The organism is Kocuria sediminis, assembly GCF_009735315.1.
In the GTDB taxonomy this organism is placed as follows: domain Bacteria; phylum Actinomycetota; class Actinomycetes; order Actinomycetales; family Micrococcaceae; genus Kocuria; species Kocuria turfanensis.
This window is the reverse complement of sequence record NZ_WOGU01000013.1, coordinates 70,975-90,277: the sequence shown is the minus strand read 5'-3', so window position 1 is coordinate 90,277 and position 19,303 is coordinate 70,975. Positions and strand designations below refer to the sequence as shown.

Below are 19,303 nucleotides of genomic sequence, written 5' to 3'. Positions count from 1 at the left end.
GGGGGGGGGGGGGGGGGGGGGGGGGGGGGGGGGGGGGGGGGGGGGGGGGGGGGGGGGGGGGGGGGGGGGGGGGGGCGATTCAGTCCTCGACCCACTCGAGCAGGTCTCCGGGCTGGCACTCGAGCACCCGGCACATGGCGTCCAGGGTGGAGAAGCGCACCGCCTTGGCCCGGCCGTTCTTCAGCACGGCGACGTTGGCGGGGGTGAGCCCGACCCGTTCGGCGAACTCGCCGACGCTCATCTTGCGCTTGGCCAGCTCCACGTCGAGGCGCACGATGATCGGCATCAGATCACCGCGTCCATGTCGGTGCGCAGGGTCGTGGCCCGGCGCAGCAGCGCCCGCATCACCACCATGAGCAGGCCCAGCACGGCGACCCCGGTCAGCATCAGGAACAGCAGCAGCGGCAGCCCGGGGTCGTCGGCGTTGAAGCCGACGACGAGGAACACGCCCAGCAGCACGGCCCACGCGGCGGCGACGGCCCAGACGATCGCGTCCACCCACACCAGGGAGGCCGGGCTGAAGATCCGGTCCTTCTTGACCAGGGTGAGCAGCTTCCAGGTGCACACGATCACCACCTGGGCGCACAGCACCCAGAACACCGTCACGGCGGTGGCCGGCCATCTCAGGTGCGCCATCTCGGGGTTCTCCTGGGCCATGTGCGCGAACTGCCCGGGCAGGGACATGACCTGGAACAGCACCAGGATCCCGAACAGCAGCGCGAGGAAGACCCGGAGGGCGGCGACCGCCCGATGCTCATCACTCATGCATCGAGTGTCGGTCGTTATCTATCGATTGTCAATATGCTGAGGCGAGCGCGTGCCCGGTGCGCGGGTGGTCACCAGGTGACGGGCAGCTCGTGCAGGCCGTAGATGTCGGCGTCGTTCTTGAAGGGCAGCTCGTCGACGGGGACGGCGCACCGGAGGTGGGGAATGCGCCGGACCAGGGTGTCGAGGACGATCTGCAGCTCCAGGCGCGCGAGGTTCTGGCCCAGACACTGGTGCGGGCCGTAGCCGAAGGCGAGGTGGTGGCGTCCGCCGCGCTCGATGTCGAAGGAGTCCGGGTCGGCAAACACCTCCGGATCCCGGTTGGCGGTGTTGGACAGGCCGAGCACGCCTTCCCCGGCGCGGATGAGCACTCCGCCGATCTCCACGTCCTCCAGGGCCACGCGGGAGGTGCCCAGTTCGGCGATCGTGAACCAGCGCAGCAGCTCCTCCACGGCGTCCGGGGTCCTGCCGGGATCCTCGCGGAGCACGGCCAGGTCCTCGGGGTGGTCGACCAGCGCCAGGACGCTCAGGGAGATCATGTTCGCGGTGGTCTCGTGGCCGGCCACCAGCAGCAGGAAGGCCAGACTGACCAGCGCCTCGTGGTCGACCGTCCCCTGTTCCTGCTGCCTGCGGATCTGACGGCCCAGCAGGTCGTCGGTGGGCTCCTGCTCCTTCGCGACGATCAGCCGGTCGAGGTAGGACAGCAGGTCCTGCAGCGCCTGCTGGATCTGCTGGACGGCGACCCCGCGGGAGAGCAGCGTGGCCGATCGGCTCTGGAAGAAGTCGTGCTCGGCGTAGGGCACGCCGAGCAGTTCGCAGGTCACCAGCGAGGGCACCGGCAGGGACAGTGCCTGCACCAGGTCCACCGGGCGGGGCCCGGCCAGCAGGGCATCGACGCGGTCGTCCACGATCTGCTGGATGCGCGGGCGCAGGGCGGTGATCCGCTTGAGCGTGAACTCTCCCATCACCGCCCGGCGGGCCGGGCCGTGCTCGGGCGGGTCCATGCCGAGCAGGCTCAGGGAGACCGGGATCGGGTCGTGCGTGAACGCCGGGAACCCGGGACGGTTGCGGTCGGAGCTGAACCGCGGATCGGCCAGCATGGCCCGGATGTCCTCGTGGCGGGTCAGCGCCCACACGGTCATCCCCGAGGGCAGTCTGACCCGGGCGACGGGATGCTCGTCGCGCAGCCGCAGGTGCTCGGGCGGTGGCGCGTAGGGGCACTGCCGGGTGAGCGGCAGGGCGACGGGTTCGGTGGAGGCCATGGTGCACCCCGTCCTGGTGGCCGTAGGCGTGACGTCTTCCGTGGTGTTCCACGCTACAGAGCCGCCGGAAACCCGTCCATATGCGTCATGACCAGCGACGACGGACGAACAGGGGAGCGGACGCCCAGGGACCGCTGGTACGTTCGGCACCCGACGGGACCGGACGATCCATGGCCCGGCACGGGCGTTCCCGGGTCCGGCCGGGGGAGGAGGCGGACATGCGAGTCAGCGTGGACCGGACCAGGTGTGCCGGCTCGGGGCAGTGCGCCGCCCTGGCGCCCGCGGTGTTCGACCAGCAGGAGGACGACGGCGTCGTCCTCCTGCTCGATGCCACACCGCCGGAGGCGGCGCACCACGCCGTCCGCGAGGCCGCCCTGGCCTGTCCGGTCGCCGCGATCCTGCTCGACTCCTGACGGCCGAGGGTCCCGCGGTGGCGTCGGCTCCCGCGCGGGGGCCGTCCCCGGGCCGCGTCACCGCGGTGCGCGCTCCGGGTCAGCTCTCCCCGCGCCGGATGAGCCGGCCGCGCGGCGTCTCGAAGTCCACGGGCACCCCGCGCAGGAAGGTCCTGCGCACCTTCCCGGACAGTGCCTTCCCCTGGTAGGGGGTGATCGGGTTCTTGTGGTGCAGCCGCCCGGCGTCGACCACGAACGCGTCGTCGGGGGCGAAGACCACCAGGTCCGCGTCGTAGCCCAGGGCCAGCTTGCCCTTGGACCGCAGGCCGGCCCGCTGGGCGGGTCGCGTGGACATCCACTCCACCACGCGTCCCAGGTCGATCCCGCGGCGGCGTGCCTCGGTCCAGATCAGGGACAGGCCCAGCTGCAGGGAGGAGACCCCGCCCCAGGCCACGCCGAAGTCGCCGTTGTCCAGGTCCTTCAGGTCCAGGGTCGAGGGGGAGTGGTCGGAGACGATGAAGTCGATGGTCCCGTTGATCAGCCCCTGCCACAGCAGCTCGCGGTTGCCGACCTCCCGCACCGGCGGGCAGCACTTGAACGCGGTGGCGCCGTTGGGCACCTCCTCCGCGAGCAGGGTGAGGTAGTGCGGGCAGGTCTCCACCGTGATGTCCAGGCCGTCCCGCTTGGCGGTGGCCAGCATGGGCAGCGCGTCCGAGGAGGACAGGTGCAGGATGTGCGAGCGCGCCCCGGTCCACCGGGTGCGCTCGATGACCTCGGCGATCGCGAGGTTCTCGGCGCCGCGGGGACGGGAGGCCAGGAAGTTCTCGTAGACGTCGCCCTCGGGGTGCGGGGCGCGGTCGATGGCGCGGGAGTCCTCGGCGTGCACGATCATCAGGGAGTCGAAGGTCTTGATCTCGGCGAGGTCCTGCTCCATCTCGTCGGCCTCGAGGTGCGGGAACTCGTCCACGCCGGAGTGCAGCAGGAAGCACTTGAAGCCGAAGACGCCGTCGTCGTGCAGCTCGCGCAGGTCCGGCGTGTTGCCGGGGATCGCCCCGCCCCAGAAGCCGACGTCCACGAAGACGTTGTGCTGCGCGAAGAGCCGCTTGTACTCCAGGGCGGGGACGTTGACCGTGGCGGGGATCGAGTTGAGCGGCATGTCCAGCACCGTGGTCACGCCGCCGGCCGCGGCGGCCCGGGTCGCGGAGGCGAAGCCCTCCCACTCGGTGCGGCCGGGCTCGTTGATGTGGACGTGGGTGTCCACCAGCCCCGGCAGCAGTCTCTCGTCCTCGGCCAGCTCCAGGACCTCGCGGCCGCGCAGACCGGCTCCGAGGGGCTCGACGGCCACGATCCGGCCGCCGCGCACCCCGACCTCCCGGGGGGCGAAGTGATCGCCGCACGAGACGTTCTGCCCGCGCACCACGAGGTCGAACTCCCGGTGGTCGCCGGCGAAGGTCCCTTGCTCGTCCGCTCCCGTGCGGGCGTCGACGGCGTCCTCGGGCAGCCCGTGCTCGCGCCGGTAGTCGGCGATCAGGCGGCGGACGCGCTCGGGGTCGTTGACGTTCTCGCTGACCTCGCGCTGGTGGGCCTGCTCGGCCTCGAAGGCGTTCTGCGCGGCGGGGGGCTTGGTGGCCGCACGGGCGGAGTCCTCCCGGGCGATCGCCGCGGGGTCCTCGGGCAGCTGCTGCGGGCGCCCCGTGGCATCTGCGGTGCCGTCCCCGCGGTCCGCGGGCGGCTGCTGGGGCGTCTTCTTCTCCGTCATCGAGGTTCTTTCTGGTCATCGGCGTCCGCACCGGCCGCCGGATCGGTCAGTTGGGCTGGGTCCCGGCGAGCAGGTCGGGGAGGTCGCGGGCGAGGCGGGCGCCCACCTGCTCGAGCAGCCGCCGGGCCTCCCGCATGCACGTGCGGGGGTCCGGCTCGAGCTCGGTCAGAGCATAGGTGCGCCGGAACCCGGCCTCGCGCAGCACGCGCGGCTCCAGGGTGGTCCGTCCGCAGACCGCGACCGCGGGCACACCGGCGGACCGGGCCGTCTCCAGCACGCCCAGCGGCGTCTTGCCGCCGAGGGACTGCTCGTCCAGGCTGCCCTCGCCGGTGACCACGAGGTCCGCGCCGGTGAGCCGGTCCGCGAGGCCGACGAACTCGAGGACCACCGCGACGCCGGGGCGGCGGCGGGCGCCGAGCACGGCCAGGGCCGCGAAGCCCACTCCGCCGGCGGCCCCGGCCCCGGGCGCCTCGGCGGCGCGCACGGCGCTGTGCCCGAGGGCGTCGGCGAGCCGGTCCCGGAGGACGGTCAGGGCGGCGTCGAGCGCGCGCACCTGGTCGGGGTCCGCGCCCTTCTGCGGGCCGAAGACCGCGGCGGCGCCGCGCTCGCCCAGCAGCGGGTGGTCGACGTCGGCGGCCAGCACGAACTCGGTGCCCGCCAGGCGCGGGTCGAGGTCGGTGAGGTCCACCCGGTCCAGGCCGGCCAGGGCGGCCCCGCCCCGGCCCAGCTCCTCGCCCGCGGCGTCCAGAAGCCGGGCGCCCAGGGCCTGCAGCAGCCCGGCCCCGCCGTCGGTGCAGGCGCTGCCCCCGACGCCGAGGACCACGCGCTCGGCCCCGGCGTCGAGGGCGGCGCGGACCAGCTCACCGGTGCCGCGGCTCGTCGCGCCGCCGGCGTCGAGGACGGGCTGCCCGTTCTCGTCCACGGGCAGGGCCGCGAGCCCGGAGGCGAGGGCCATCTCGACCACCGCGGTGCGGTCCCGCAGGGCGAACTCCGCCTCGACGGGCTCGCCGACAGGACCGGTGACGGTGACGGGCGAGGGGACGAACCCGGCGCCGAGGGCGGCCTCGAGGGTGCCCTCCCCGCCGTCGGCCACGGGCAGGCGGACCACCTCGGCGGACGGGTCCACCGAGTGGATCCCGTCCTCCAGGGCCGCGGCCACGTCGGGGGCCTCGAGGGAGCCCTTGAACTTGTCCGGGGCGACGACGATGCGCACGTCCGTCCTCCTGTCTGGTCGGTGCCGGCGCGGTGCCGGCGGGTCAGTCGAGCAGGGCGATCGCGGTGGGGGCGTCCTCGCCGCGCTCGGCCAGCTGCTCGAACTCCACCACATTGTCGATCTCCGTGCCCATGGAGATGTTGGTGACCTTCTCCAGGATGACCTCCACGACCACCGGGACCCGGAACCGCTCCATCAGCTCGTGGGCCTCGGCGAAGGACTCCTGCAGCTTCTCCGGGTCGGTCACCCGCACGGCCCTGCAGCCGAGGCCCTCGGCCACCTTCACATGGTCCACACCGTAACCCTCCGTCTCCGGGGAGTTGATGTTCTCGAACGCCAGGGACACGTTCTGCTCCATCTCGAACCCGCGCTGGGACTGGCGGATCAGGCCCAGGTAGGAGTTGTTCACGACCACGTGGAGGTAGGGCAGGTTGAACTGGGCGCCGACGGCCAGCTCCTCGATCATGAACTGGAAGTCGTAGTCCCCCGAGAGGGCCACCACGGTCCGCTCCGGCTGGGCGCGCACCACGCCGAGGGCCGCGGGGGCGGTCCAGCCCAGGGGGCCGGCCTGGCCGGCGTTGATCCACCGGCGCGGGCCGTACACGTGCAGCAGCTGGCCGCCGGCGATCTGGGAGAGCCCGATCGTGGAGACGTAGGTGACGTCCTTGCCGAAGGCGGAGTTCATCTCCTCGTACACGCGCTGCGGCTTGATCGGGACCTGCGTGAAGTGCGTCTTGCGGTGCATGGAGCCCTTGCGCCGGGCGCAGTCCAGCACCCACCGGTCCCGGTCCGGCACCAGCCCGCGGTCCTTGCGCTCGCGGGCCACCTCGAGCAGGACGTCCAGGGCCGCGCCCGCGTCGGAGACGATGCCCAGGTCCGGGGCGAACACGCGCCCGATCTGGGTGGGCTCGATGTCGACGTGCACGAACGTGCGGCCGGCGGTGTAGACGTCCAGGCTGCCGGTGTGCCGGTTGGCCCACCGGTTGCCGATGCCCAGCACGAAGTCCGACTCCAGGAACGTCGCGTTGCCGTAGCGGTGGGAGGTCTGCAGGCCCACCATGCCCGCCATCAGCGGGTGGTCGTCGGGGATGGCGCCCCAGCCCATCAGCGTGGGGATCACGGGGACGTCGAGCAGCTCGGCCAGCTGGACCAGCCGCTCGGAGGCGTCGGCGTTGATGATCCCGCCGCCGGCCACGATCAGCGGGCGCTGCGCGGCGAACATCAGGTCGAGGGCCTTCTCGGCCTGGATCCGGGTGGCCGCGGGGCGCTCCGGGCGCATCGGCTCGTAGGCCTCGATGTCGAACTCGATCTCGGCCAGCTGGACGTCCAGCGGCAGGTCCAGCAGGACGGGTCCGGGGCGCCCGGAGCGCATGAGGTGGAAGGCCTTCTGGAACGCCCCGGGGACCTGGCCGGGCTCCAGCACGGTCATCGCCATCTTGGTCACCGGCGCCGCGACGGCGGCGATGTCCACGGCCTGGAAGTCCTCCTTGTGCAGCTTGGCCACGGGGGCCTGGCCGGTGATGCACAGGATCGGCACGGAGTCCGCCCAGGCGGCGTAGAGGCCGGTGATCATGTCGGTGCCGGCGGGGCCGGAGGTGCCCACGCAGATCCCGATGTTGCCGGGGGCCGCCCGGGTGTAGCCGTCGGCCATGTGCGAGGCGCCCTCGACGTGCCGGGCGAGGGTGTGGCGGATGCCCCCGTGGGCGCGCATCGCCGAGTAGAACGGGTTGATGGCGGCGCCGGGCAGGCCGAAGGCCTCGGTGGCGCCCTCCTTCTCGAGGATGGCGACGACGGCGTCGACCGTGCGCATTCTGGCCATGGTGAACTCCTTGGAAGCAGGGCCCGGGACTCGGGCCGGGAAGCGGTGGGATGGGCGGGTCAGCGGCCGGAGCGGCCGGAGAGCTCCTCGGTGAGCTTGAACAGGCCGGAGTGGTCCAGGCCGCCGTCGCCGCGGGCCACCGTGGCGGCCACGAGCTGGGCGACGAGCGCGCCCAGCGGGACGGTGACCCCGGCCTCGCGGGCGGCGGCGGTCACGATGCCCATGTCCTTGTGGTGCAGCTGGAGCCGGAAGCCGGGCTCGAAGTTGCGCTCCAGCATCTTCCGGCCCTTCTGGTCCAGGACCTTGGAGCCGGCCAGGCCGCCGCCGAGGACCGTCAGCGCGGCGTCCGTGTCCACGCCGTAGGCCTCGAGGAAGACGACGGCCTCGGCGAGGAGCTGGATGTTGCCGGCCACGATGAGCTGGTTGGCGGCCTTGACGGTCTGCCCGGAGCCGGCGGGGCCCACGTGCACGACGGTCTTCCCGACGGCCTCGAGGACCGGCCGGGCGGCCTCGAAGTCCGCGGCCTCGCCCCCGACCATGATCGACAGCGCCGCGTCGATCGCCCCCTGCTCGCCGCCGGAGACCGGGGCGTCCAGCGGGCGCAGGCCCGACCGGGCGGCCTCCGCGGAGAGCCGGGCGGCGACGTCCGGGCGGATGGAGCTCGCGTCGATCCAGATCGTGCCCTGCTTCGCGTGCGCGAGGACGCCGTCCTCGCCGGTGACGACCTCCTCCACGTCGGGGGAGTCCGGGACCATGGTGATCACGACGTCGGCGTCCCGGACGGACTCGGCCACGCTGGCGGCGCCCCGGCCGCCCGCCTCGACGAGCTGGTCGACCTTGTCCGGGGAGCGGTTGAAGCCGACGACGTCGAAGCCCGCGGCGACGAGGTTCCGGGCCATGGGCAGGCCCATGATGCCGAGGCCGATGACGGTGACGCGGCGGATGGCGGCGGGGGCGGTGCCGCCGGTGGCGGTGGTGTTCGCGGTGCTGGTCATGGTGCGCTCCTCGAGGTGGTGATGGTGTCGGAGAGGAAGGGGCTCAGGCGCCGGTGCGGGTCGCGGGCCGGGCGGAGAGCCACGCGAAGGGGTCCTCCTGGGAGGCCTTGTACTCCAGGCCCACGCGGCCGGAGTAGCCGAGCGCCCGGCTGCGGTCGATCCACTGCTGCAGCGGGAGCTCGCCCGTTCCGGGCTCGTGGCGGCCCGGCGCGTCGGCGATCTGGATGTGCCCGAAGCCGGCCGCGTGCTGCTCGATCACCGCGGCGACGTCGTCGCCGTTGACGGCCAGGTGGTAGAAGTCGGCGAGCAGCCTGATGTTGTCCGCACCGGCCCGCTGGACCTCCGTGATGACGTCCAGGGCGTCCTGGGCGGTCTTCAGCGGGTAGGCGGGTGCGCCGGAGACCGGCTCCAGCAGCACCGTGCCGCCGATGCGCGCGACGCCCTGCGCGGCGGCCACGAGGTTCTGCACGGCCAGCGCGTCCTGGGCCTCGGGGGTGTGCCCGGGCTGCCGGTTGCCGTAGAGGGCGTTGAAGGCCCTGCAGCCGGTGCGCTCGCCGATGGCCGCGACCACGGCCACGTTCTCGGCGAACTCCGCCTCGCGGCCGATCCAGGACACGAGGCCGCGGTCCCCGCCGGGCATGTCGCCGACGTTGAAGTTCAGCCCGCTCAGCTGCACGCCCGCGTCCCGGATCGCCGCGACGAAGGCGTCCACGTCGCGGTCCGCGGGGAGCGAGGTCGCGAAGGGCCACCAGAACTCGACGGCGTCGAAGCCGGCCGCCCGGGCCGCCGCAGGGCGCTCGAGCAGGGGCAGGTCGGTGAGCAGGATGGAGCAGTTCACGGTGTACGACATCGGGTCCTCCTGGGCCGGGGATCGACGCACTGCATGCGTCTTTCGTATGGCGGAAGTATGTTTTTGTTCTACGAAAAGGCTACGACGTGATGTGATGCAGGTCAACGCCCAGATGAAAACTCTTTTTCATGATGCGGAAGCTGGGGTGGCGCGGGGCGACCGGTCCCGCACGTGGAAGGACCCCGCACCACCACGGCGAAGGGGCGGTGCGGGGTCCGGTCGGAGGGGCGCCGGCCCGTGGGGTCAGCGCAGCTTCATCTGCCGGTTGACGTCCTTGTAGAGCAGGTACCGGAAGCGGCCCGGGCCGCCGGCGTAGCACGCCTGCGGGCAGAAGGCCCGCAGCCACATGAAGTCGCCGGCCTCCACCTCCACCCAGTCCTGGTTGAGGCGGTAGACGGCCTTGCCCTCGAGGACGTAGAGGCCGTGCTCCATCACGTGGGTCTCGGCGAACGGGATCACCGCGCCGGGCTCGAAGGTCACGATCGTCACGTGCATGTCGTACCGGACGTCGTCGGGGTCCACGAAGCGGGTGGTCGCCCACGTGCCGTCGGTGCCCGGCATGGGGGTGGGGTCGACCTCCTGGTCGGAGGTGACGAACGGCTCGGGGACCTCGACGCCCTGGACGTACTCGTAGGCCTTGCGGATCCAGTGGAAGCGGGCGGGCTCGTCGCCGGTGCCGCGCACGGTCCACTCGCACTCCGGCGGGAGGAACGCGTAGCCGCCCGGGGTGAGCTCGTGCTCCTCGCCCTCCACGGTCAGGGTGAGGGTGCCCTCCATGAGGAACAGGACGCCTTCGACGCCGGACTCCGTCTCGGGGCGGTCGCTGCCGCCGCCGGGGGCGACCTCCACGATGTACTGCGAGAAGGTCTCCGCGAACCCGGACAGGGGCCGGGCGAGGACCCAGACCCTGGTGTCGTCCCAGAAGGGGAGCCGGCTGGTCACGATGTCCCGCATGGTCCCGCGCGGGATCACCGCGTAGGCCTCCGTGAACATCGCCCGGTCGGTCAGCAGCTGGGTCTGGTCCGGGTGCCCGCCGTGCGGGGCGTGGTAGGTGCGGTCGGTCATCTCAGGTGCCTCCTGGGTCGGGGGTGGCCGCAGTCGGCCGGGGGTGGGCGAGGGCGGCCAGTTCCTGGTGGTCCAGCCCGGCCGCCGAGGCCAGCTCCTCCGGGCCGATCGCGCCGCACAGCAGGCCCCGGTGGACGAACCGGGCGAGGGCCCGGGCGGTCGCGGGCTCGTCGGCGACGTCCGCGGCCTCGATGCCGGGCACCGAGCGGCTGCGGTAGACCTGCAGCCGGTGCGCGGAGGCGTCGAACGAGCGCCGGTAGAACGCGTAGTTCGTCAGGAAGCGGGTCGGCAGCTGGTGGGCGTGCAGGTCCCAGCCCTGGTAGAGGGCCCGCTCCAGGGAGCGGCGGACCAGGCGCGCGTGCAGCGCCCAGGCCTCGCGCCGCTGGGCGGCATCGCCCACGGGCAGCCGGTTGGTGGACCCGTCCGAGAGCCGCACACCGGTGCCGGCCACGGCGACCTGCATGACCTGCTTCGCGTGGTCGGCCACCGGGTGCTCCATCGACTGGAACTCCGCGGCCACTCCGAGGGAGGCGGAGTAGTCGTAGGTGCCGTAGTGCAGGGCCGTGACCCGGCCCTCGGCGACGCGCAGCATCGCCGGGATGGGGCACGTGCCGTCGAGCCCCAGGATCATCGGGGCCGTCTCCATCTGGATCTCGAAGCGCAGCCGGCCGTGGGCCAGGCCCAGGGCGCTCTCCAGCGCGCGGCAGGCCTCGGTCATCACCTCGACCTGCTCCACCGTGGAGACCTTCGGCAGGGTCAGCACCAGACCGGCCGGCAGCCCGTCCGCCGCCGCTCCGGCCTGCGCCAGACCGCCCTCGCGCACGAGGGCGGTCACGAACAGGTCCAGGGAGCGCAGCCCGCGCTGCCGGGTCCCGGCCTCCAGGCACTTGAAGCGGATCCCGGCGAACGCCGGCTGCGGGGAGTCCCCGCGGTGCCGGGCGAGCGCCATCGCGGCCACGGTGCGGGCGGCGCCGACGGCGGCCCCGTCCTCCTCGGCGTCGGGCCGCTGGCCGTAGCCGTCCTCGAGGTCCAGGCGCAGGTCCTCGATCGGCTCCTCCCGCAGCTTGCGCTCGGTGCGGGTCACGACCTCCTCGCGCAGGTGCTCCTCCACCCCGGCCAGCTCGGCCAGGGCGGTGAGCCCGCCGGCCTCCTCGGCCGCGGCGCGCGCGGCCTCCCCCCACTCACGGGCGGTGGCCGGGGTGACGAGGTCCGCGGGGACGTAGCAGGTGTGCAGCGGCTGCCGTGATCCGTCGTCGCCCGGGAAGCAGTGCTCGAGGTCCGCGTCGGTGCCCTCGAGCAGCTGGTCGGCGCGGCGGGCGAACGAGGCGGGCAGGCTCGTGCGCGTGCCGCTCACCGGCCCTCGATGAGGTCGTAGGCCGGCAGGGTCAGGAAGTCGACGTACTCCTCGCCCAGGACGAGGTCGGCGATGAGCCGGGCGGCGGGCTCGAAGTGCCGCTCGAAGAGCTCGGGGGCGACCTCCCCGCGCAGCACCTCCTTCTGCTGCTCGAGCACCTCGGCGACCAGCTCGCGGGTCGCGGTGTTGCCGGTGTCCTCGTAGACCACGCCGTTGCGGATCTGCTGCCAGACCTGGGAGCGGGAGATCTCGGCGGTCGCGGCGTCCTCCATGAGGTTGTGGATGGCCACCGCCCCGTTGCCCGACAGCCACACGGCGGTGTACCGGATGGCCACGTAGAGGTTGGCCGCCAGCTCCTTCTGCGTGCTGGTGCGGCCGGCGCTGGGGACGTCGAGCAGCTGCTCGGGGCTGACCTGCACCTCCTCGCGGAGCCGGTCGACCTGGTTGGGCTTCTCGCCCAGGACGTCGTCGAAGACCTCCCGGCAGGTCGGCACGAGGTCGGGGTGGGCCACCCAGGAGCCGTCGAAGCCGTCCTGGGCCTCCCGCGTCTTGTCGGCGCGCACCTTGGCGAACGCGGCCTCCGTGGCCTCCGGGTCGCGCCGGTTCGGGATGACCGCGGCCATCCCGCCCATCGCGAAGGCCCCGCGGCGGTGGCAGGTCTTCACGAGCAGCTCGGTGTAGGCGCGCATCAGCGGCGCGGTCATGGTGATCGTGGACCGGTCGGCGAGCACGAAGCGCTCGCCGGCGTCCCGGAAGTACTTGATGATGCTGAACAGGTAGTCCCAGCGCCCCGCGTTGAGCCCGGAGGCGTGCTCGCGCAGCTCCCAGAGGATCTCCTCCATCTGGAACGCCGCCGGGATCGTCTCGATGAGCACGGTCGCCCGGACGGTGCCGTGGTCGATGCCGAGGTGCTCCTCGGCGAAGGTGAACACGTCGTTCCACAGCCGCGCCTCGAGGTGGGACTCCATCTTGGGCAGGTAGTAGTACGGGCCGTGGCCGTTGGCCAGCAGCAGCCGGGCGGTGTGGAAGAAGTGCAGTCCGAAGTCCACGAGCGAGCCCGAGGCCGGCTGCCCGTCCACGGTGACGTTGTACTCGGGCAGGTGCCAGCCGCGGGGGCGGGTGACGACCACGGCCAGCGGGGCGTCCTGGCGCAGCGCGTACTGCTTGCCCTCCGGGGAGGTGAAGGACAGGGTGCCGCGGGCGGCGTCGCGCAGGTTGAGGATGCCGTCCACCTGGTTGTGCCAGGTGGGGCTGGAGGCGTCCTCCAGGTCGGCCAGCCAGACCTTCGCCCCGGAGTTCAGGGCGTTGATCGCCATCTTGGCCGGCGAGGCGGGTCCGGTCATCTCCACGCGGCGGTCCTGCAGGGCCGGCGGCGCCGGGGCCACCGTCCACTCGCTCTCGCGGATCTGCCGGGTCTCCGGGAGGAAGTCCAGGGCGCCGGTCCCGGCCGCGGCGCGGCGGTGCTCCTCGCGCGCCCCGAGCAGCTCGGCGCGGCGGGGGGCGAAGCGGCGGTGCAGCTCGGCGACGAACTGGAGGGCGTCCTCGGTGAGGATCTCGCCGGCGCGCTCGAGGCCCTCCGGCAGGGTGTGCTCGACGGTGTTCGTGGTGGTCATGGAAGTGCCTCCTGGTGCGGGTGGGTCGGCGGGCGGACGGGGAGCGGGTCAGGCGTGCGCGGCCTCGGCGACCGGCTCGGCGACGGCGCCGACGGCCTCGGCGCTCGCGCGCACGGACGCCGCCACGGCCGGGGCGACCGCGGGGTCGAAGACGCTCGGGACGATGTAGCTGGCGTTGAGCTCGTCGTCGCCCACGCAGCCGGCGATGGCGCGGGCGGCGGCCACCAGCATCTCGGTGGTGATGTCCGTGGCCCCGGCGTCGAGCAGACCGCGGAACAGGCCCGGGAAGGCCAGGACGTTGTTGATCTGGTTCGGGAAGTCGGAGCGACCGGTGGCCACGACCTCGGCGTGCTCCGCGGCCGCCCCCGGATCGACCTCGGGATCGGGGTTCGCCATGGCGAAGACGACGGCGCGGTCGTTCATCGCGGCGATGTCGGCCTCGTCGAGCAGGTTCGGCGCCGAGACGCCGATGAAGACGTCCGCGCCGACCATCGCCTCCTTGAGGCTGCCGGAGAAGCCCTGCTCGTTGGTGTGCTGGGCGATCCACTGCCGGTGCTGGTCCCGGTAGTTCTCGCCGCGGTGGATGGCGCCGTTGCGGGAGCAGGCGACGATGTCGCCGGCGCCGTTGGCGGTCAGCAGCTGGATGATGGCGTGGCCGGCCGCGCCCACCCCGGAGACGACGATCCGGATGTCCTCGATGCGCTTGTCCACGACCTTCAGGGCGTTGTACAGCGCGGCGAGAGCGACGATGGCGGTGCCGTGCTGGTCGTCGTGGAAGACCGGGATGTCGAGCTCCTCGCGCAGCCGCGCCTCGATCTCGAAGCAGCGGGGAGCGGCGATGTCCTCGAGGTTGACCCCGCCGTAGACCGGTGCCATCGCCTTGACGATCCGCACGATCTCGTCGGTGTCCTTCGTGTCGAGGCAGACGGGCCACGCGTCGACGTCGCCGAAGGCCTTGAAGAGCGCGGCCTTGCCCTCCATCACCGGCAGGGCCGCGGCCGGGCCGATGTCGCCGAGGCCGAGGACGGCGGTGCCGTCCGTGACCACGGCCACCGTGTTGCGCTTGATGGTCAGGCGCCGGGCGTCGGCCGGGTTCTCCGCGATCGCCGTGCACACCCGGGCGACACCGGGGGTGTAGGCGCGGGAGAGGTCGTCGCGGTTGCGCAGCGAGACGCGGGGCGTCACCTCGATCTTGCCGCCGAGGTGGATGAGGAACGTCCGGTCGCTGATCTTGCGGACCTGCACGCCTTCGATCGCCTCCAGGGCGTCCCGCACCTCGTCCCGGTGGGACGCGTCGGAGACGTTGCAGCTCACGTCGACCACCACGTGCTCGGCGTGGGACTCGACGATGTCGAGGGCGGTCACCGCCGCGCCGGCGGTGGCCGCCGCCACGGCGAGCTCGCTGGTGACGGTCAGACCGGCGGGCGCCTGCACGCGCAGGATCATCGAATATCCGGGACTGGGCGTTGCCATGGTTCCTCCGTGGAAGCTCGGGATGAGAATTTCAGCCGCATAATGGAATGAAAATTCCGTATTATGGATATTATGAAAGACTTATGGGGATGGCAAGACGTGTCCGTGACTCCTGTCACGGTACGTCGCCCTGCAGCAGCGGAGGCGGCGGCGAGCCGTCCACGACCGACGGAGGACCAGGGAACCATGACCACACGACCTGCATCGGGCGGCGTCCAATCGGTGGAGCGGGTGTTCGAGCTCCTCGAGGTGATCACCGCCGCGGGCGGCGAGATGTCGCTGAGCGAGCTCTCGGCCGCCGTGAAGCTGCCGCTGCCCACGATCCACCGGCTGCTGCGCACCCTGGTGCCCTCCGGCTACGTCCGCCAGCTGCCCAACCGCAACTACGCGCTCGGGCCGCGGCTGATCCTGCTGGGGGAGGCCGCCGGGCGCCAGTTCGGCTCCGCGGCCCGCGGCCGGCTCGACGAGCTGGTCCGCGAGCTCGGCGAGTCGGCGAACATGGCCGTGCTCGACGGCCAGGAGGTCGTCTACATCGCCCAGGCGCAGTCCCAGCGCTCGATGCGGATGTTCACCGAGGTGGGCCGCCGCGCCGACACCCACGACACCGGGGTGGGCAAGGCCATGCTCGCGACGCTGCCCGACGACCGGGTCCGGGCCATCGTCACCGCCACCGGCATGGCGACGCCCACGCCCAAGAGCCTCGGCACCCTCGAGGAGCTCTTCGCCGACCTCGAGCGGATCCGGGAGCGCGGCTACGCGATCGACGACGAGGAGCAGGAGCTCGGCGTGCGCTGCTACGCGATGGCGGTGCCCGGGGCGCCGACGCCCACGGCGATCTCCGTCTCCGGGCCCGTGTCCCGGGTGGACGAGGACTTCGGCCGCCGGGCCGTGCCCCTCCTGCGCCGGGCGGCCGAGGCGATCGCCGCGGAGCTCATGCCCGTCGGGGCCTGAGCCGCGTCCCCGGCACACCGGCGCCCGACCGGCCGGCTCCCTGCGGTGCCGGGGATCCCGGCGCCGCAGGGAGCCGGCGGCGGCCCGGTGCCGGGGAGTCAGTGCCCGGACGATTCGCCGGGACCGGCCGGGGTCCGGCAGATCCTGGTGTCGACGATCTCGCCGGCGGCGGTGATCACGGGCACCTCGTTGCCGTCGCAGTCCACGAGCTTGCCGTCCCGGATGGTGTCGCCCTCCTGGAGGTGGTCCTGCAGGTGCTCGAGGCTCTCGTAGCGGACGGCGCGCACCGGGGCGTTGGCGAAGACCGAGCCGGTGCCCCGCGGCGGATTGCCGGTGCGGATCTCGTTGAAGAGGATGTTCAGCAGGATCGCCATCACGGCCGCCGAGCTGATCCCGGAGTGGAAGATCGTCTCGAACCAGGCGGGGAAGTTCGCGTAGATCTCGGGCACGGCGATGGGCAGCATGCCGAACCCGAGGGAGGTGGCCACGATGATCAGGTTGGCGCCGTTGCCGAAGTCCACCTTCGCCAGGGTCCGGATGCCGGAGGCGGCCACGCTGCCGAAGAGCACGATGCCGGCCCCGCCGAGCACGGGCGGCGGGACCGCCGCGACGACCCGGCCGAGGACGGGCAGCAGGCCGAGGGTCACGAGGATGAAGCCGCCGGCCGTGACCACGAAGCGGCTCTTGACGCCGGTGATGGCCACGAGCCCCACGTTCTGGGCGAAGGCGCTCTGGGTGAAGCCGTTGAAGACCGGCGCCAGGGCCGAGGAGGCCATGTCCGCGCGCAGGCCGTCGGCGATGCGCTTCTTGCCGACCTTCGTGTCCACGATCTCGCCGACCGCGATGATGTCGGCGGTGGTCTCGGTGAGGGTCACGAGGATGACGATGAACATCGAGAGGATGGCCGCCACCTCGAACACGGGGGGACCGAAGGCCAGCGGCTGCGGAACGGCGAAGATGTCACCGCTGAGCACCTGGCTGAAGTCCGCCATGCCCAGCGCCGCGGCGGCGGCCGTGCCGAGCACCAGGCCGATGAGGATGGACAGCCGGGAGACGGCGGCGCTGCCCAGCTTGGAGAGCAGCATGATGATCAGCAGGGTCAGGCCCGCCAGCGCGAGGTTGCCGACCGAGCCGTACTCGGGAGCCTGTGCGTTGCCGCCCATGGCCCAGCGGGCGGCCACCGGGAACAGCGTGAGGCCGATGGAGGTGATCACCACGCCGGTGACGACCGGCGGGAAGAAACGGATGATGCTCACGAAGAACGGGGTGATCAGGAAGCCGATCACGGAGGCGGCGATGACGGCGCCGAAGACCGCCTGGATGCCGCCGCCGCCCTGGACGATGGCCGTCATGGTGGCCACGCCTGCGAAGGACGTGCCCTGCACGAGCGGCAGCTGCGAGCCGAAGAACGGGATGCCCCAGGACTGCAGGACCGTGGCGAGGCCGCCCACGAAGAGCGAGGCCGCGATGAGCAGACCCTGCTCCTGGGGCGTCATGCCGGCGACGCCGCCGATGATGAGGGGCGGCGCGATGATGCCGCCGTACATGGTGAGCACGTGCTGCAGCCCGTACCCGAGGCTCCTGCCCACGCCGAGGTACTCGTCCTCCGGGCGGGTGCGGGTGGTGGCGGGCGGCTCAGCGGTGCGTGACCTGGCCATGGTGTTCTCCTAGGGATCCTGGTGATGAGAGAGACCCGGTGCCGGCGTCGGCGCGGGACCGGGGCGGAGCGAGGAGGTGGAGAGGAGCGCGGTGCGCGGGGGGCGCCGCAGGGGCGCCGGGCGTGCGGGCAGCGGGTGCGCCGCCCGCACGAGGGTGTGCGGGGTCCGTCGTCGTCGTGCGCGGACGGCGACGACGGGCCCCGCGCCCGGCGCCGCCGTCGGCGGCGCCGGGGAGTGCGGGCTCAGCAGAAGCCGGCGATGCCCATCCAGGCGGCCTCGTTCTCCGGGGCGCCCTTGCGCTGGATCGTGGCCTCGATGAGCCCGTAGGGACGGTCGGCCGCCCAGTGGGTCTCCTTGTCGTTCTCGAGGCCGCAGAAGCCGAGGTCGTACACGAAGTGGTGCTTGTTCGGGCAGGAGAACTTGATCTCGTCGATCTCCGGGTGGGCCTCGATGACGGCCTTGCCCATCAGGTAGAGGGTCTCCTGGAGGGCCTTGGAGTAGTGGTCGGTGAACTTGGTGAGGATGATCCGCTTGACGTCCTCGTAGACGGCGTCGAAGTCCACGTCGGCGGTGTTGTAGCGCCACCGGGTGGCGATGTCGGTGGACATGATCCGGTCCTCGGTCTCGGGCAGGACCGTGTACTTGTCCTTCGGGTAGCCCGTGAAGCCGGACTGCGTGGACTTCAGGACGGTCAGGTCCTTGAACCCGGAGATCACCGTCCGCTCCTCGCCGTCGGCGACGACCACCGCGGTGCGCACCTCGTCCTTGCGCTGCACGAAGCAGTGGTCGTGGTCGTCGATCCGGTTCCACGCGTGCTCCTGGGCCGCCCAGCGACCGCCCGTGATCCACTCGAACTCGCCGGTGAAGTGGCCGGCGAGCCGGAGCAGGAACTGCTCGGGGGAGTCGATGCCGTACTGCTGGGCGAAGGCGAACACGGTCTGCTTCTGCGTGTCCGTGGGCACGCAGTGGGCGTTGTCGCCGCGGGTGTGCACCTCCTCCAGGTCGCCGCGCAGCTGCGAGGTGACCACGAGGTCGCGGATCTCGTGGCGGTCGGTGTCGCGGTTGATGCGCACCACGTGGTTCTCGGCCTTGCCGTACTGGTTCCTGCCGAGGACGACGGTGTCCGTGGCCTTCTCGGTGATGACGTCGGTCATGACGCTTCTCCTAGCGATCTGGTGTCTGCTGATCGGGGCGGTCGAAGACGGGCGGGCCCGCCAACTCCTGGGTCAACTGCCCCGGTAGGTGGAAAAGGCGAACGGGCTCAGCAGGAGCGGCACGTGGTAGTGCCGCTCCTGCGCCTGCACCGTGAAGTTCACCGTCACGAACGGGTAGAACGTCGGCTGGTTCCTGCCGGCGAAGTACTGCCCGGTGGCGAAGGTGATCCGGTAGTCGCCGGATTCCAGGGTCTCTGGGCCCAGTTCGGGCACGCGTCCGTCGTCGTCGGTCTCGGCGGTCGCGATGGAGGTGCCGTCGGCGGCCTCGAGGGCCACGGCCACACCCCGGGCGGGGGTGCCGGTGACGGAGTCGAGGACGTGGGCGGTGACGTAGCTCATGGGGTGACGAGTCCTTCGAGTCGGAGGAGGGCGATCTCGCGCAGCTGGTCGGCGACCACGGTGCGCTCGGTCCCGGCGTCGTGCTGCAGGCGCTCGGAGAGCTGCTCCAGGATCTCCTCGGGGGTGCGCCCGGCGGCGCGGATGAGGAAGACCTGGCCGAACTTCTCCTCGTAGGCGCAGTTGCCCTCCCGCAGCCGCCGCTGGACCTCGGCGTCGGAGGGGTCCACGGCGGACTGCTCCGCCCGGGACAGGCCGGCCTCCGCGCTGTCGCCCTGGGGGCGCTCGCCGATCCGGGGGTGGTGGGACAGCGCCCGGTCGATCTCCTCGTCGCTGAACGGCCTCGCCGCGTCACGTGCCCTGCCGAGCAGGGCATCATGGTGCCAGTAGGGACGGGCGTCCGTCACGGCCTCCAGCCAGCGCGGGATGTCGAGGGCCGGACGGATCGCCTCGACCGCTTCCGGCCGGGGGAGGGAGTTGAACTCGGTGAGATGCATCTGCTGCGCCGTCAGCCCTTCCTTGATTCCGCAATGTGAAATAAATATTTCATTGAGTCCAGTGAACTGGATCACACGGTGCAAGTC

At 72.2% G+C, this 19,303-nt stretch carries 17 protein-coding genes and 1 pseudogene; 2 read left to right on the top strand and 16 right to left on the bottom strand.

What is annotated here, in order from left to right:
• Positions 1–79 precede the first annotated feature (79 nt).
• The 3 genes from GMA12_RS15005 to GMA12_RS14995 all read right to left on the bottom strand — a co-directional run bounded on the left by GMA12_RS15005 (position 80) and on the right by GMA12_RS14995 (position 2,027).
• The gene (locus tag GMA12_RS15005) at positions 80–286 is read right to left on the bottom strand and encodes a helix-turn-helix domain-containing protein (RefSeq protein ID WP_156270305.1); all 207 of its coding nucleotides are present in this window, start codon (positions 284–286) and stop codon (positions 80–82) included.
• Positions 286–765 (bottom strand): DUF2975 domain-containing protein, encoded by a 480-nt coding sequence (locus GMA12_RS15000; protein ID WP_156270304.1) that lies wholly within the window; start codon positions 763–765, stop codon positions 286–288. The genes GMA12_RS15005 and GMA12_RS15000 overlap by 1 nt, the downstream gene beginning before the upstream one ends.
• A gap of 71 nt (positions 766–836) precedes the next feature.
• Positions 837–2,027 (bottom strand): cytochrome P450, encoded by a 1,191-nt coding sequence (locus GMA12_RS14995; protein WP_156270303.1) that lies wholly within the window; start codon positions 2,025–2,027, stop codon positions 837–839.
• Between the two features lie 218 nt (positions 2,028–2,245).
• Here GMA12_RS14995 and GMA12_RS14990 point away from each other — a divergent pair, with 218 nt between their 5' ends.
• Positions 2,246–2,440, top strand: coding sequence for a ferredoxin (locus GMA12_RS14990; RefSeq protein WP_156270302.1), 195 nt, complete (start codon positions 2,246–2,248; stop codon positions 2,438–2,440).
• A 79-nt stretch (positions 2,441–2,519) separates the two neighbouring features.
• On the opposite strand, the gene allB is transcribed toward GMA12_RS14990, so the two are convergent.
• From allB to GMA12_RS14945, 9 genes and pseudogenes are all read right to left on the bottom strand, one after another.
• On the bottom strand, positions 2,520–4,178 hold the full coding sequence (gene allB / locus GMA12_RS14985; protein WP_240898867.1) for an allantoinase AllB: 1,659 nt from the start codon (positions 4,176–4,178) through the stop codon (positions 2,520–2,522).
• A 46-nt stretch (positions 4,179–4,224) separates the two neighbouring features.
• The gene (locus tag GMA12_RS14980) at positions 4,225–5,391 is read right to left on the bottom strand and encodes a glycerate kinase (protein ID WP_162459919.1); all 1,167 of its coding nucleotides are present in this window, start codon (positions 5,389–5,391) and stop codon (positions 4,225–4,227) included.
• A 43-nt stretch (positions 5,392–5,434) separates the two neighbouring features.
• On the bottom strand, positions 5,435–7,210 hold the full coding sequence (gcl, locus tag GMA12_RS14975; RefSeq protein WP_156270300.1) for a glyoxylate carboligase: 1,776 nt from the start codon (positions 7,208–7,210) through the stop codon (positions 5,435–5,437).
• Between the two features lie 59 nt (positions 7,211–7,269).
• Positions 7,270–8,223, bottom strand: a pseudogene (locus GMA12_RS14970) (2-hydroxy-3-oxopropionate reductase); the annotation flags it as partial.
• Positions 8,224–8,248: 25 nt separating this feature from the next.
• Positions 8,249–9,055 carry a hydroxypyruvate isomerase family protein gene (locus GMA12_RS14965; protein ID WP_156270298.1) on the bottom strand — a complete coding sequence of 269 codons (807 nt, stop codon included), beginning with the start codon at positions 9,053–9,055 and terminating at the stop codon, positions 8,249–8,251.
• A gap of 243 nt (positions 9,056–9,298) precedes the next feature.
• Positions 9,299–10,120, bottom strand: coding sequence for a bifunctional allantoicase/(S)-ureidoglycine aminohydrolase (locus tag GMA12_RS14960; protein WP_156270297.1), 822 nt, complete (start codon positions 10,118–10,120; stop codon positions 9,299–9,301).
• A gap of 1 nt (position 10,121) precedes the next feature.
• Positions 10,122–11,474 carry a DUF6986 family protein gene (locus GMA12_RS14955; RefSeq protein ID WP_370831708.1) on the bottom strand — a complete coding sequence of 451 codons (1,353 nt, stop codon included), beginning with the start codon at positions 11,472–11,474 and terminating at the stop codon, positions 10,122–10,124.
• On the bottom strand, positions 11,471–13,087 hold the full coding sequence (gene aceB / locus GMA12_RS14950) for a malate synthase A (protein WP_156270296.1): 1,617 nt from the start codon (positions 13,085–13,087) through the stop codon (positions 11,471–11,473). Before aceB ends, GMA12_RS14955 begins: the two co-directional genes overlap by 4 nt.
• Before the next feature lie 48 nt (positions 13,088–13,135).
• On the bottom strand, positions 13,136–14,560 hold the full coding sequence (locus GMA12_RS14945) for an NAD-dependent malic enzyme (protein ID WP_156270295.1): 1,425 nt from the start codon (positions 14,558–14,560) through the stop codon (positions 13,136–13,138).
• A 186-nt stretch (positions 14,561–14,746) separates the two neighbouring features.
• On the opposite strand from GMA12_RS14945, the gene GMA12_RS14940 reads away from it, so the two are divergent.
• Positions 14,747–15,511: an IclR family transcriptional regulator gene (locus GMA12_RS14940; RefSeq protein ID WP_156270293.1), complete on the top strand. Its 765-nt coding sequence runs from the start codon at positions 14,747–14,749 to the stop codon at positions 15,509–15,511.
• Positions 15,512–15,609: 98 nt separating this feature from the next.
• On the opposite strand, the gene GMA12_RS14935 is transcribed toward GMA12_RS14940, so the two are convergent.
• From GMA12_RS14935 to uraD, 4 genes are all read right to left on the bottom strand, one after another.
• Complete coding sequence (locus tag GMA12_RS14935) at positions 15,610–17,169, bottom strand: nucleobase:cation symporter-2 family protein (RefSeq protein WP_156270291.1); 1,560 nt, start codon at positions 17,167–17,169, stop codon at positions 15,610–15,612.
• A 242-nt stretch (positions 17,170–17,411) separates the two neighbouring features.
• Positions 17,412–18,323, bottom strand: coding sequence for a factor-independent urate hydroxylase (pucL, locus tag GMA12_RS14930; RefSeq protein ID WP_156270289.1), 912 nt, complete (start codon positions 18,321–18,323; stop codon positions 17,412–17,414).
• 72 nt (positions 18,324–18,395) lie between these two features.
• Positions 18,396–18,722 carry a hydroxyisourate hydrolase gene (uraH, locus tag GMA12_RS14925; RefSeq protein WP_156270287.1) on the bottom strand — a complete coding sequence of 109 codons (327 nt, stop codon included), beginning with the start codon at positions 18,720–18,722 and terminating at the stop codon, positions 18,396–18,398.
• Entirely contained in the window at positions 18,719–19,216 is a 498-nt protein-coding gene (uraD, locus tag GMA12_RS14920) for a 2-oxo-4-hydroxy-4-carboxy-5-ureidoimidazoline decarboxylase (protein WP_156270332.1), read from the bottom strand. Before uraD ends, uraH begins: the two co-directional genes overlap by 4 nt.
• Positions 19,217–19,303 lie beyond the last annotated feature (87 nt).